The sequence below is a fragment of the Rossellomorea sp. DUT-2 genome (assembly GCF_052665285.1).
On the sequence record NZ_JBQPEO010000006.1, the window covers coordinates 106,559 to 120,911 of the forward strand.

Sequence of the window (14,353 nt, forward strand, 5' to 3'; positions counted from 1 at the left end):
ACAAAAAAACTGGCGTAAATGCCAGTTTTTTTGTTGTTCGCTATTCTTTCTTTCAGCGTGTGGACTGAGGCCAGACGATTTCGAGTTCATCCCCCTGTTGAATTTCTTCATAAAAGGTGGTTTCCTCTCCGTTTTTCAAGAGCACGAAGCTTCCGTTAGCATGAGAAGGCATGTTGATCTCAACAGTGTTAAATAAGTCCTGGAAAATAAATGAGCTTATTTGTTGTTCTTCTACTTCAATCGAATCCCCAGAAATCAATCGATCGTCCATTTCAAGTCTGCTGCCATTGCGATAAACACGGCTGCTCTCTTTCATAAGCTCTACTTTCTTTCCGTTAAAAGTAATAGTGATAGAAGCCCCTGTGGTGAGCTGTTTCTTGGCGAGAATCTCTTTTACCGTTGGAGTAAAGCCTGGTTTATATGAAATGATATCGTCTTGTTGAATCTTTGATGAAAGCTTCGCCTCAAAACCGTTGATGAACAGCTTTCCACTATATGCAGGGAAGAAGGTGTCTTTACCATTGATGGAAATACGATAGGGCTTAGTGCTTTCTAACCATTCCTCATAGCCTGAATGCTTTAACACGTCGAAGAGTGATTCCATTAATTCGATCCGGATAGAATCACGGTCCTGAATGATTTCCTCAAGAGATGCAGGTTGATCGTTTCTGTAGACGAGTGGAGCCAGTAAAAAAGGATTCTCATCTATCACAATCTGTTTAGAAGAGGTGTCTAATAGATCTCCAATGGTTACATGTGGTGAAGTCCCGTTCTCTCCTTTGTGAACAGTGATCATATCGTTATGGTTGATTTTTTCGTCCAGTGCACTGGGCTGACCGTTTTTTTCAATAAGAGGTGCCTGACCGTGACCTCCTGGTAAGGATATATCTTGCCCATTGACGGTTACAAAGAAACCATTCCCTGGAACCCCGTGCCACTTAATCAGTTTTAAGCCGGCAGCCAATATACAGTCCCCGACCGTTAAGTCCTTTACTTCAAATAATCGGACCGGTTGATTGTTCACGTGGGCTGTGACGTATTGAACAGGTGTCTGTTTAGCGGCAATGGCGATCCCGATAGGTGTAACGAGTTCCGGTCCTTTCGTTACTTCATCCAATATGGTGATATTCTGAATCGCCTCCACGCCTCTTACAGCGACCCTGTTGTGTGGAAGTTGTAAGGATGACGCTAATTTGCCCGGGAGCTCAGGTGTTAAGCTGCCTCCTCCTACCAACATGACAGCTTGTGGAGGTTTTCCATTGTTCAGACGGAGAATCTCCTTAGAAATCTCCCCGGCTAAACGATCGACAGCTGGACCAATTCTCTCCACGACCTCCAGTACAGGGAAACTCGTTTCAAAACCAAGAATATCGGTAACCGTAATCTCCTCTCCGGAATGAATCTCCCTTTTTGCTTGCTCGGCTAAAGGAAAATCCAGCAACAGTTCATTGCTGATGGCTTCTGTTATTTCATCGCCGGCTGTCGGAACCATTCCATAGGCAATGACTGTGCCCAGATTGGTAAGGGCGATATCGGATGTTCCTGCTCCGATATCAACGAGGGCTACATTGAGTCGTCTCATGGATTCTGGAATCAGCACATTGATCGCAGCGATAGGCTCCAAGGTCAGGGCCTCCATTTCAAGGCCCGCCCGGTTCAATGCCGCAATCAGGGATTCAACCACGACACGTGGAAGGAAGGTTGCGATGATCTCGACGGTGGCCTCTTCCCCCTGCTGATCGATGAGGCTGCCGATTTCCTCACCATCCAAACGGTAAAAAAGGACGGAATAACCAACACAGTAATAGTGATAGCCCTTCGCATCATTTTCGTTCTCTGCAGCCAATGCTTGAGCATGTTGGACAGCACTTAATTCGAGATGGAGGATATCGTTTTTTTGAAGAAGTGGTTTCCCTTTTATAGTTAATGTGGAAGCTGCGGTTTCCGTTTTTAGAGCTCTTCCGGCAGCTGCAACACACACTTTATGAAGGGGACCATGTATCTTCTCCAATTGTGCTTTAATGGAAGAAATGACCTCGGCAACTGCTGGAACGTCATGAATCTGACCATCCAGCATGGCTCTCTTTTTATGCTCTTCTACTAAAATATCTGAAACTTGAAATATTCCGTTTATTTCTTCTAAAATAATCCCGACGACCGATCGGGTTCCGATGTCCAAAGCAAATATTTTTTGCGTATTTTTCAATTAGTGTTCACCTACTTTAGCCTATTCTCATACAATACTAAATACTTTAGCGCTTAAAAGCGTCTAATTAATAAAGAATTTTATCGTGACATTTTGGATATGTTCTATTATAATAAGTTTCAATATCAAAAATGTATCATACTTTCTTAAAACTATAACAGTTTTTACGTATGAACAGGATAAAAAAAGAAAGGGTGCTGTATTGTGAGTAATCAAGAGCTCGATCAATTACGAAAACAAGTAGACGAGATGAACTTAAAACTATTAGACACCATTAATGAACGTGCTAAACTAGTTCAGGAAATCGGGCGTGTCAAGGAAACTCAAGGAGTATACCGCTATGATCCTGTTCGAGAAAGAGGCATGCTTAATCTGATCAAAGAAAATAATAATGGTCCATTTGAACATTCGACCGTTGAACATATTTTTAAAGAAATCTTTAAAGCCGGTTTGGAGCTTCAAAAAGATGATCACCGTAAAGCACTGCTGGTTTCCCGTAAAAAGAAACCGGATGATACGATTGTAACGATCAACGGAGATTCAATTGGTGACGGAAAGCCTCACTTCATTTTCGGTCCATGTGCGGTTGAATCTTACGAGCAAGTGGCAGAAGTGGCCAAAGCCGTCAAAGCAAAAGGGCTTAAATTACTTCGAGGCGGAGCGTTCAAACCGAGAACGTCACCTTATGACTTCCAGGGCCTCGGCATTGAAGGCTTAAAAATTCTAAAAAAAGTGGCCGATGAATATGATCTGGCTGTCGTCAGTGAGATCGTGAATCCCGCCGATATCGAACCCGCATTGGAATATATCGATGTGATTCAAATCGGAGCGAGAAATATGCAAAACTTCGAGCTGTTAAAAGCAGCAGGAGCAGTGAAGAAGCCCGTATTGCTTAAACGCGGTTTAGCTGCAACGATCGATGAATTCATCAACGCAGCAGAATATATCATTTCACAAGGTAATGGAGACATCATCCTTTGTGAGCGTGGAATTCGTACGTACGAAAAAGCGACAAGAAACACATTGGACATTTCAGCTGTCCCAATTCTTAAGCAAGAAACGCATCTGCCAGTATTTGTGGATGTAACGCACTCAACCGGACGCAGAGATCTGTTGCTTCCAACGGCGAAAGCAGCACTTGCCATCGGTGCAGATGGTGTAATGGCTGAGGTTCATCCTGATCCTGCCGTTGCCTTATCCGATTCTGCCCAACAAATGGATTTAGATCAATTTGATCACTTCTATCAGGAGCTGTTAAAAGGAAGAACGATCGAGGTATAATATATAAGAGAAGGGTTGGATCCTATTGATGGGATTCAACCCTTTGTTTTTGATTTATAAAATGTTTTTCTGCTGTCATTTGGAGTGCTTTTTTACATATGAGCTGCAGATGAACCCAATAATGCGTAAATTTCAGGTGAACCATAAAAACTCCATTGAGGATATCAGCGCAAAATTCATTTTATCAGCGTAATCCCAAATATATCAGCGAAACGCATACTCTTCTACCAGTAAGCCTGTATACTGTTCGTCGATTTTTCACCATGCCAGAATGAACTTTTTATTAAGACAAGGCACAGTCGTTGCACGAATATAGAGACTGTCGTATGATTATCAAGGTAATTGCAGATAAATAACCTATATACATTGAAAAAACACTAACGTGAATATAAATATGTGCATTTTTTAACAAACTATTGTAATCGCTTTTTTCTTTAGGTTTATTTAGTGTAAAATAAGATAAATAAATGAGTAGAAGAGTAAAGGAGAGTTAGCTATGAACGTTACAATATATGATGTAGCAAGAGAAGCAAATGTTTCCATGGCAACCGTTTCACGTGTGGTCAACGGAAATCCCAATGTTAAGCCGGCAACAAGAAAGAAAGTACTGGAGGTCATTGACCGCCTTGGATATCGTCCGAATGCTGTAGCAAGGGGACTTGCAAGTAAGAAAACAACAACGGTCGGAGTCATCATTCCGGATATCTCTAATATTTTCTATGCTGAATTGGCACGTGGAATCGAAGATATCGCAACGATGTACAAGTACAATATTATCTTAAGTAACTCAGATCAAAATGTGGAGAAGGAACTTCATCTTCTCAACACGATGCTTGGTAAACAAGTGGACGGAATCCTGTTCCTTGGCGGGCACATTTCCGAGGAACACGTTCAGGAATTCGAGCGTTCCCCGGTTCCGATCGTATTAGCTGGAGCTGTGGAAGAAACAAACAAAGTTCCTTCCGTTAATATCGACTACAAAGCGGCTTCCTACGATGCTGTTACGGAATTGTTGGAAAAAGGACATAAGCGAATTGGATTTGTAAGCGGTCCTTTCCACGATACAATCAACATGAAGTTTAAATTAGAAGGGTATCGCGAAGCCCTCGCTAAAGCCGGAGTGGAATATAGTGACGACCTGGTTGTTGAAGGTGAGTACACCTATGACTCAGGACTTGAAGCCTGGCAGAAGTTTTCTGAGCTTGGGGACAAGCCGACCGCTATATTCGTCGGAAATGATGAGACGGCCCTTGGAGTCGTTCACGGCGCTCAGGATCAAAACGTGTCCATTCCTGATGAAGTTGAAGTAATCAGCTTTGATAACACAAGACTGGCGCTTATGGTTCGACCACAGTTAACCTCAGTTGTTCAGCCTTTATATGATATCGGGGCTGTGGCGATGAGATTATTAACGAAATATATGAACAAAGAAACGGTTGAAGAATCCACAGTTGTTCTTCCTCATCGACTTGAACATCGGAACTCAACAAAATAAGAAGTTTGTCGATATAAAAGGTAAAGACAAACAGAACTTATTTTTGTAGGGAGAGTCAAAATGAAAAAGCTTGATGTTCTTACACCGATCGGGGTTGTAGTTGGGTTTCTATTCGTCGCTTTCGCCATCATCACGAACGCTGGTATTACAGGCTTCAGTTCCTTCGTAGATCTGCCGTCCATGTTTGTTGTGATAGGCGGTTTGGTCGCTGCCATGCTGGTCAGCTTCTCTATTAAGGAATTGAAGCAATTGGGGAAAGTGATGAGAGAATCCTTTCGTGACGAGGAATACGATCTTCAAGGCCTCATTCGCACGTTTGTGACGCTATCAGAAAAAGCCAGGAGAGAAGGTCTTCTCTCATTAGAGGCGGAAGTGGAAGAGGTCGAGGATCCTTTCATTCGAAAAGGAGTCCTGTTAGCCGTCGATGGAATTGAGCAGGACGTGATTGTCGATATCATGAATGCCGAGATCATCGCTTTAGAAGAGCGGCATCGTAAAAATAAAAGTTTACTGGATAAGGCTGGGGAGTATGCGCCTGCCTGGGGGATGATCGGGACCTTGATTGGTCTCGTACTGATGCTGAAGAATTTAAATGACCCAGCGTCATTAGGACCTAATATGGCCATCGCCTTATTAACGACTCTATATGGATCGATTCTTGCAAATCTTGTCTTCCTGCCCATGGCATCCAAATTAGCGATGAAAACAGAAAAAGAAGTGTTTATGAAACAAATCGTGATTGAAGGTGTCGTCGGGGTACAATCCGGTCAAAATCCGAAAATATTGGAAGAGAAACTGAGAGTGTTCTTATCCAATGAGGAACTGGAGATGTACTCTGCTGGCAGGAAGCAAGAGGAGGCAACATTCCATGATGCGTAGACGAAGACAACCGTCTCAGCCCACGGGTGCACCGAAATGGATGGTAACCTTTTCTGATCTCATTACTCTTATTCTCGTATTCTTTATTTTACTATTTTCCATGTCTCAAATTGATATCGTGAAATTCAGGACCATCGCTGATTCCTTTCAGCAGCGTCAAATACTCGAGTTTTATCCTTCTGTCATCCCATTCGAGAATCCCTCTGCCGAGCCTGAAATGGAGAGGGAGAAAACTCAGCCTCAGAACAGTGAGGGAACCGATAAAGAGTTGAATCAACTTTTAGCCGATATTCAAAGCTACTTAAATGAAAACAAACTAAGTGACGTTGTAGTGGCCACAAGAACCGAGCGTGGAGTCGTGCTGGTCCTACAGGAGCAAGCCCTGTTTGCTTCAGGTGAAGCAACGGTCCTTGAGGAGGCTTATCCGTTCTTAAATAAAGTGGGCGATCTCTTATCGAGAATCCCAAACTTCGTGAAAGTGGAGGGACATACAGATAATCGTCCCATCGGTACATATCGGTTTCCATCAAACTGGGAGCTCTCCTCTGCAAGGGCAAGCAGTGTGATCCGGTATCTCGTTCAAACCGAGAACTTAGATCCGAAGCGTTTCATTGCCGTCGGATATGGGGACACACGACCCATTGCACCTAATGACACAAGGGAAAATCTTCAAAAGAACAGGCGTGTGGAAGTGATCATAACAGATCCTGCATATGAGGAACAATAAAAACCAAGGACTTCTCAATGGGATGAGAGTACCTTGGTTTTTTCGTATTCTTGCCTTATGCTTGTCGCCTTTGAACGAGCCGCCTCCGCCTTGTTTAACTACCGGGCTTTTGCCTGAGCTGCTGCCGTATGGAGTAGAGAGCTTTCTCTACGGTTTGCTTATTCTTCTCCGTGATTTCGCCTTTTCTCGGAATAGGCTTGTAAATGTCAGGTCTATCCCACCATTCAGATGGCAGGGTGACCCCTGCTTTACTTTGCCAGCGTTCCGTCCATTTAGCAGGGAATGAAGAGGTGCGGTCCAATCGATCGGTCATTTGCATCCAAATCAGCGCCCAGGCTCTCGGAACCACTCTCCAAATGTCGTAGCCCCCGCCCCCAACGGCAATCCATTTGCCCCCGCAGTACTCATGAGCCAACTCGTGGGCGATACGCGGGATTTCCCGGTATATATTCATGGTAGCCGAAAGGTGGGTGAGTGGATCATAATAATGGGCATCTGCCCCGTTTTGAGTCAATATGACGTCCGGCTTGAAGAATTCAATCACTTCACGAAAGGACGTTTCGTAAGCTTCGAGCCACGATTCATCTTCTGTAAAGGCATCGAGGGGGATATTGAACGAATACCCATATCCTTTTCCGTGACCGCGCTCATTAATATTGCCTGTCCCTGGGAAGAGGTAACGACCCGTCTCATGGATGGAAAGGGTACACACGTCGGGATCATCATAAAAGGACCACTGAACGCCATCTCCGTGATGAGCATCTGTATCGACGTATAGTACCCGGGCACCGTACTTTTCCTGCAAGTAGCGGATCGCCACTGAACTGTCGTTATAAATACAGAATCCTGATGCTTTTCCTTTGAAACCATGATGCAGACCACCGCCGAGATGGAGGGCATGCTTCGCTTTTCCCGTCATGACAAGATCAACGGCCGTTAACGTCCCGCCTACCAAATAAGCACTCGCTTCATGCATTCCTTGAAACATCGGTGTATCTTCTGTACCAATTCCAAACCCTTCTGCCTGATCTTGAGAGAGTTGGCCGACACTCGCTCGTTTGACGGCGCTTACATAGTTGGGATCGTGATTAAGAAATAACTCTTCATCAGTAGCCATTCGTGGTGGAACGATTTCATCTGATTGAAGAGCGTTTGCTTCTTTGAGTAAGTCCATCGTCAGGGTCAATCGGGTTTGATTGAAAGGATGCTCATCAGAGAACCGATACCCGAGGAGTTCGTCTGAATAGATGAAAACAGCATCCTTGGTCATGATGAGATTCCTGGCATGTTTGGCCATAACACGTCATATCCTTCTTTTTTCAGATCATTGATCACATTCATCGGATTCATCGTTCTTACTCGGAACACAAGGATTTTATACTGTTCGTCCTTTTTATCCGGATACACGAGCACACTTTGAATATTGGAGTTATTCCTTCTGATGATACCGGCTACCTCGTAAAGAATCCCTGCTTTATGCGGGACTTTCACTTCGATTTGAGAGCCGGGTTGGTGGGCTCCCGTCAGTTGGATGAGAGTGTACAACAGGTCTGTTTCAGTAATGATTCCGACGAGCTTCTTTTCCTTCAAAATAGGAAGGCAGCTGATCCGGTGCTCATAAAAGAGTGCCGCAACCTCTTCGACAAAATCCAGAGGATGACCTGTGATCACATCTTTCTTCATGATCAATTTAAGCGGATTCTGCAATTCACTGGTTGAGGACTCATCATGAAAAATAGATGGGGTCCCATCTTTTACATCACGGTCACTCACGATCCCGATCACTTCCATATCACGATTGGTAATCGGGATATGCTTGATCTTTTTTTCCCGCATTAATTTTATGGCTGTTTCAATAGTATCGTCTGCACATAGTGTTTCGACTTTCGTTTTCATAATTTCTTCTACAATCACGTTCTCCACCCCTTTAGAAAACTTGTCAGAATTCCATTAATACATAAAACGATTCATAAACCTCAGTTGATCAAATCGTTGGATGGAATCCGGATCCACTCTGGTACCGATTCTCGCCATTAAACAATTAGCTGGATGGGAACTGATTTCAGGGTCATCCGTTGCGTAATATTCCAATCCGCCGGCGTTCATCATTTTTTCCATCACTTTACGATATTCCCACACGTTCAGGCCAGTCCCTTTTAAGTCCCAATGCCAATAATATTCAGTCGTAATGACGATGTAGTCATTCATATAATCATCCATCATGGAAACCTTTAATAGATTCTTTCCGACGGAAGCCCCGCGGAATTTGGGGATGACTTCGATTGCTCCAAGCTCAATCAGATTATCCATTTTTCCTTGAGACCAGCGTTCAAGGGGATCTGGATATAAATATGTAACATATCCAACAATCGTATGATTATCTCTCGCAATCAGGATTCGGCCTTCTGGTAAACTCGCAATCTCTACAAGGGCTTTATGCTGTTGGGCAGGAGGTCTGAAAGCGACCAAGTCCTCGTGAAAGTCAAGCCTGGCTAATTCTTCAGCGGATATAGGGCCTTCAATAATGATATTTCCCTTTGTTGTTTTCAATTCTGTTGCATTATAGGTTTTTTTCAATTTCATCTGGACACCACCTAAAGATATTCCTCAAGTCCATTATACATGAAATTGATAAATGTATAGCGCTTTCACGAAATTTTCAGACGTTTGAAGCAAGGAAATTATTCTGCAATACCTATCTGGAACAAGGGTTTGAAGAGTTTTTATAAGAAACACACCAAAGAGTACTTTTAGGCGGATTTTTTAAAAAATTGAGAAAATATAAAATTTATACTATAATAAGATTGTAATTTCTTACATAAGGGGGATGCGGTATATGAAAGTGGAAGCGTTACCAGTAACGAAGGGAAACTATAATCTTGAAAGCTATGAAAATACGTATGAATCATTTGATTGGAAAGATGTCGAAAAAGAATTTTCATGGGCGGAAACAGGTCGAGTCAATCTGGCTCATGAAGCGATCGACCGACATGCAGTATCTTTCAGGAAGAATAAAGTCGCTCTTTATTACCGAGATGCAGAACGTGATGAAAAATATACGTACTCTGATATGAAGAAGATGTCGAACAAAGCAGGAAATGTATTGAAGCGTTTTGGGGATGTTGAAAAAGGTGACCGTGTCTTCATCTTCATGCCAAGATCACCGGAATTGTATTTCTCCGTATTAGGTGCAATCAAACTGGGTGCCATCGTCGGTCCGCTGTTTGAAGCATTCATGGAGGGAGCCGTTCGTGATCGTTTAGAGGATAGTGAAGCAAAGGTACTGATTACAACTCCCGAGCTATTGAAGAGGGTTCCCGTAAGTGAACTTCCGAACCTAAAGCATGTTTTCTTAATTGGGGAAGATGTACAGGAGGACGATGTCCATGTAGACTTTATGAGTAAATTTGCTGAAGCGAGCAATAAACTGCAAGTAGAATGGGTAGACCGGAACGATGGGTTGATCCTTCACTATACATCAGGGTCCACCGGAAAACCAAAAGGGGTCCTTCATGTCCATAACGCTATGATCCAACATTATCAAACTTCCAAGTGGGTGCTCGACCTTCAGGAAGAGGATGTGTATTGGTGTACAGCGGATCCGGGCTGGGTCACAGGGACTTCGTATGGAATCTTCGGTCCGTGGCTGACAGGTGCCTCGAACGTCATTGTAGGGGGACGCTTCAAGCCGGAGAACTGGTATCAAACGATTGAAGATTATGGAGTGACGGTCTGGTACAGTGCTCCAACGGCCTTCAGGATGTTGATGGGTGCCGGTGATGAAGTGGTGAAGCAATTCGACTTAAGCTCCCTTCGTCATATCCTGAGCGTAGGAGAGCCTTTAAACCCTGAGGTTGTCCGCTGGGGAATGAAAGTATTCAACCTGCGCATCCATGATACTTGGTGGATGACTGAAACAGGCGGTCAATTGATCTGTAACTATCCGAGCTTGGAAATCAAGCCTGGATCCATGGGGAAACCATTCCCGGGAGTGAAAGCGGCGATTGTGGATGATCAAGGAAATGAAGTGCCTCCTTACCGCATGGGGAACTTGGCGATCAAAAAAGGCTGGCCATCCATGATGAACCAGATCTGGAATAATCCACAGAAGTATGACTCATACTTCATGCCTGGCGACTGGTATGTTTCAGGAGATTCAGCTTATATGGATGAAGACGGTTATTTCTGGTTCCAGGGCCGGATTGATGATGTCATCATGACGTCCGGGGAACGAGTAGGTCCGTTTGAGGTAGAAAGCAAGCTTGTAGAACATCCGGCAGTCGCCGAAGCAGGTGTCATTGGAAAACCAGATCCGGTTCGCGGCGAAATCATCAAAGCGTTTATCGCTCTTCGCGATGGCTACGAAGTGACAGATGAGCTGAAAGAAGAGATTCGTCAATTCGTGAAAAAAGGATTGGCTGCCCATGCGGCTCCAAGAGAAATCGAATTCAGAGACAAGCTGCCCAAAACACGAAGCGGAAAAATCATGCGTCGCGTGTTGAAGGCATGGGAACTAGACCTTCCTACCGGTGATTTAAGTACAATGGAAGATTAATAGATTTTAAAGAACCTCTACTTGATGAGTAGGGGTTCTTTTTTGGTGTGGGGGAGAGAAGGGCGGAATTTGTCGATTTATTAGAAGTGGCAGATAAAATCAATATATGGCAGATAAATTTCCAAAATGGCATGAAAGAGCAAAGGGAGTCCAAAACATCATACCAGAAGTCACAGTCCATTCCTGCACCCATCATTCAACAAAAAAACGAGCAAAAAGTAAATACTTTTGCTCGTTTTTTATAGTGCGATCTAATTCTGCTCAGCAGGTGGTTCAGGTTCAGTCGGTGGCTCGGTTCCTCCATCGTCACCGCCGCCGTCGCCACCGCCATCATCAGCTGGTGGTGGCGGTGGCGGCTCAGGCTTGTCTGGTTTAGGGGGAGGATCGGCCGGTTTATCACCAGGCGGTTTCGGATCCGTTGCCGGCTTCTCAGGCTTCGGTTCCGGTTTTGGCTCTGGTTTACCGATTTGTACAGTGTTGGAAGATGCAGATTGTTTTCCAGCTACATCAACGGCAACCACATAGAAATCACCATTTCCAACGGAAACTGAATAACTCCCGCCAGACTTGACACTGCCGACTTTGCCGCCGGATTTACTATATACACGGTATCCAACGACATCCCCGCTTGCAGAAGGGGTCCAAGTGATGGTATTACCATTAGCACTTGCTCTTACGGTTCCTGGAGCTGCTCCATCGTCTGAAATTTTGTTTTCGGCAATCAGAACATTTTTGAATCGATTGTCACCTTCCGGAATGAGTTTGTTTGGATCGCCAGGTACAGAACCAAATACATTCTTCACAAAGTCAGGATTCAAGATCACTCCCGGCTGTGAAAACTCTTCCGGCGTATTAGGCAGAGCTAAATATTTCTTTCCGTTTACCATGACATAGCGGCTCATGAGTAAGCTGTCATCGGTTTTGGTCGGTACATATTTAGCGTTGAATAAGTCACTTTTTACTAACCCGGCCTGACTGCATGCTTCTGATGGCAGCAATCCCGAAATCGAGCAGAAGGATCTTCTTACAACACCTTCCGGCTGCTGGAATTGTGCATCGGGATCAATCAGTTCAGGAGCCAAGTCCCTCGTGTCATTCAATAAGTATGACCATAAACGGATATTACGTAATCCATAATGTCCATACTGTGCCCGGGATCCCGGTGTATTTAAGGAAGAAGGTGTGTCATATCCGAACCATGTTCCGAATGTAATGCTCGGATTGGATGCCACAAACCAGTGATCCTTGTATTCCTGACTCGTTCCGGATTTCCCGGCCCAGTCAGAACCAAAGTTCAGGAATTTCTTCGCATAACGTCCCGTACCCAGTGAATGATCCAGGGTATCTCTCATCATATCGATGGCAAGGTAAGCAGTCTGCGGACTGAATACATCCACCGGTTCTACTTTATGTTCGAATACCACATTGCCATCTTGATCGACAATTTTATCGATCATGTAGGCATCTATGAATTTCCCGCCATTTGCAAAAGTAGTATAGGCATTTACATTTTCTTCGACTGTTACACCACTTGTAGTGGCTCCGAGTGCAAGTGACAGGTTATTATCATATCGGCTGGTAAGTGATGAAAAGCCCATTTTCAGAAGGAATTCTTTAAATGGATTTCGGTTATAGATATTGGCATATGTTCTTACAGCAGGTAAGTTCAATGATTCTGCCAGTGCATGTCTTGCAGGGAAAAGTCCACGCTCATTAAGCGAGTAGTTTTCAGGCGTCCAGCCATTGATGTTTACACCAACGTCAGGAATAGGGGATCCAGGTGAAATGTATCCGTATTCCAGTGCCGGTGCATAAGCAAGTAATGGCTTCATGGTAGACCCGTTCGATCTCAGTGACTGGGTGGCGTGGTTGATTTGTTCTGTTTTAAAGTTACGTCCACCGATGAAACTGATGATGCGTCCCGTTTTATTTTCAATCATGATCGCTCCGACCTGAACCGGTTCCTGTACTTCCACTTCTTCTCCTGTTTCAGGGTCAGTTGCCGATACATATTTCGGAGGTCCATACATTTCGTAAGCATCTTTAGTCTTTTGCATTTGATCATAGATTTTTTTATTGATGGTTGAGTGAATCTGATAGCCGCTTTGACGGACATTGCGGTCCGCGAGCGTTCGGTACTTTTCTTCCAGTTCATCATTATTTTCAAGATCCTGTTTTGAATAGCCGTCTTTTTCGGCAAGTACATTCGTCATGATATCCACTGCCCTGCTTTCAAGTTCGGCAGTCAGCCATGGATACTGTTCACTCGGTGATGGTTTAGGCTTGATGAAATCTTTCGATAGGTCATAAGCAACGGCTTCATCGTACTCTTTCTTTGTAATATATCCTTCTCGGTGCATTCTGTAGAGTACAGTGTCTTTACGGCTCATTCCGGCTTCCAGGTTCTCTTTCATTTCTCCACTATTCGTAAAGGGAGTGTAAGAGAATGGAGCTTGTGGAAGTCCTGCAATGAACGCAGATTGAGGCAAGGTTAAGTCCTTGGCGTCCACTCCAAATATCCCTTGGGCAGCAGATTGGACTCCGGCGATATTGCGACCGGAAGAATTACGTCCAAGTGTTGCTACATTCAAGTACGCTTCCAGGATTTCGTCCTTTTCAAAGAAACGCTCCAAGCGAAGGGCGAGGAGTATTTCCTTTGCTTTTCTTTCAAATGATACTTCATTCGTCAATATTTGGTTTTTGATTAGCTGTTGTGTAAGTGTACTTCCACCTGATTGAGTGGAGGAATTGGTGAATTCCTGAAGTACGGCACGCATGATCGCTTTCGGTACGACACCGTTATGTTCTTTGAAGTATTCATCTTCCGTGGCAATAACAGCATTTCGCAGATCTTCTGAAACATCTTCAAGCTTCACTTCTTCGCGCTCTAAGTCTGTTCGGAATTTCCCCAAATAGACATCATTGGCGAAGTAAAGCTTCGACGTTTCTTCGTAGTTGTAAATGTCCTTTTTCATTTGGTCATAAGGACGTATCGGTTCTTCCTTCACGAGAGAAGCGAAATATCCCGCTCCAACTCCTCCTGCAAATACAAAACCTAATACAAATAGTACGACAAGGATTAAGGACAGGTTCCAAAATACTCCGTATGTAATTCTTGCTCGTTTCTGAACTCCAGTATTTGAAAAGAACCTGATTGCAGGGTCTAGTTTTTCGAGTAATTTGTTCCATTTTTCCTTCATATATCATTCC

The 14,353-nt window shown here is 44.0% G+C and carries 11 protein-coding genes; 6 read left to right on the forward strand and 5 right to left on the reverse strand.

Features of this window, described 5'->3' with window-relative positions; all coding sequences use genetic code 11:
- Nucleotides 1-52 precede the first annotated feature (52 nt).
- On the reverse strand, nt 53-2,206 hold the full coding sequence (locus tag ACOSV2_RS20105) for a cell division protein FtsA (RefSeq protein WP_428976618.1): 2,154 nt from the start codon (nt 2,204-2,206) through the stop codon (nt 53-55).
- Between the two features lie 204 nt (nt 2,207-2,410).
- Between ACOSV2_RS20105 and ACOSV2_RS20110 the strand changes: the two genes are divergently transcribed.
- From ACOSV2_RS20110 to motS, 4 genes are all read left to right on the forward strand, one after another.
- The gene (locus ACOSV2_RS20110; protein WP_113969781.1) at nt 2,411-3,487 is read left to right on the forward strand and encodes a bifunctional 3-deoxy-7-phosphoheptulonate synthase/chorismate mutase; all 1,077 of its coding nucleotides are present in this window, start codon (nt 2,411-2,413) and stop codon (nt 3,485-3,487) included.
- A gap of 496 nt (nt 3,488-3,983) precedes the next feature.
- The gene (gene ccpA, locus ACOSV2_RS20115) at nt 3,984-4,982 is read left to right on the forward strand and encodes a catabolite control protein A (protein WP_113969780.1); all 999 of its coding nucleotides are present in this window, start codon (nt 3,984-3,986) and stop codon (nt 4,980-4,982) included.
- A 60-nt stretch (nt 4,983-5,042) separates the two neighbouring features.
- On the forward strand, nt 5,043-5,861 hold the full coding sequence (gene motP, locus ACOSV2_RS20120; RefSeq protein ID WP_428976619.1) for a flagellar motor protein MotP: 819 nt from the start codon (nt 5,043-5,045) through the stop codon (nt 5,859-5,861).
- Complete coding sequence (motS, locus tag ACOSV2_RS20125; protein ID WP_428976620.1) at nt 5,851-6,588, forward strand: flagellar motor protein MotS; 738 nt, start codon at nt 5,851-5,853, stop codon at nt 6,586-6,588. The genes motP and motS overlap by 11 nt, the downstream gene beginning before the upstream one ends.
- A 94-nt stretch (nt 6,589-6,682) precedes the next feature.
- On the opposite strand, the gene ACOSV2_RS20130 is transcribed toward motS, so the two are convergent.
- Genes ACOSV2_RS20130 through ACOSV2_RS20140 form a run of 3 tightly spaced genes read right to left on the reverse strand, consistent with a single transcriptional unit; the run spans nt 6,683 to nt 9,171 of the window.
- Entirely contained in the window at nt 6,683-7,858 is a 1,176-nt protein-coding gene (locus tag ACOSV2_RS20130) for an acetoin utilization protein AcuC (RefSeq protein ID WP_113969777.1), read from the reverse strand.
- On the reverse strand, nt 7,855-8,502 hold the full coding sequence (locus ACOSV2_RS20135) for an acetoin utilization AcuB family protein (RefSeq protein WP_113969776.1): 648 nt from the start codon (nt 8,500-8,502) through the stop codon (nt 7,855-7,857). Before ACOSV2_RS20135 ends, ACOSV2_RS20130 begins: the two co-directional genes overlap by 4 nt.
- Before the next feature lie 36 nt (nt 8,503-8,538).
- Nucleotides 8,539-9,171, reverse strand: coding sequence for a GNAT family N-acetyltransferase (locus ACOSV2_RS20140; RefSeq protein WP_113969775.1), 633 nt, complete (start codon nt 9,169-9,171; stop codon nt 8,539-8,541).
- 253 nt (nt 9,172-9,424) lie between these two features.
- On the opposite strand from ACOSV2_RS20140, the gene acsA reads away from it, so the two are divergent.
- Nucleotides 9,425-11,143, forward strand: a complete 1,719-nt coding sequence (gene acsA / locus ACOSV2_RS20145) for an acetate--CoA ligase (RefSeq protein ID WP_428976621.1) — start codon at nt 9,425-9,427, stop codon at nt 11,141-11,143.
- A gap of 47 nt (nt 11,144-11,190) precedes the next feature.
- The gene (locus ACOSV2_RS20150; protein ID WP_428976622.1) at nt 11,191-11,388 is read left to right on the forward strand and encodes a hypothetical protein; all 198 of its coding nucleotides are present in this window, start codon (nt 11,191-11,193) and stop codon (nt 11,386-11,388) included.
- 6 nt (nt 11,389-11,394) lie between these two features.
- Here ACOSV2_RS20150 and ACOSV2_RS20155 read toward each other — a convergent pair whose 3' ends face one another.
- Nucleotides 11,395-14,343, reverse strand: a complete 2,949-nt coding sequence (locus ACOSV2_RS20155) for a transglycosylase domain-containing protein (protein WP_428976623.1) — start codon at nt 14,341-14,343, stop codon at nt 11,395-11,397.
- Nucleotides 14,344-14,353 lie beyond the last annotated feature (10 nt).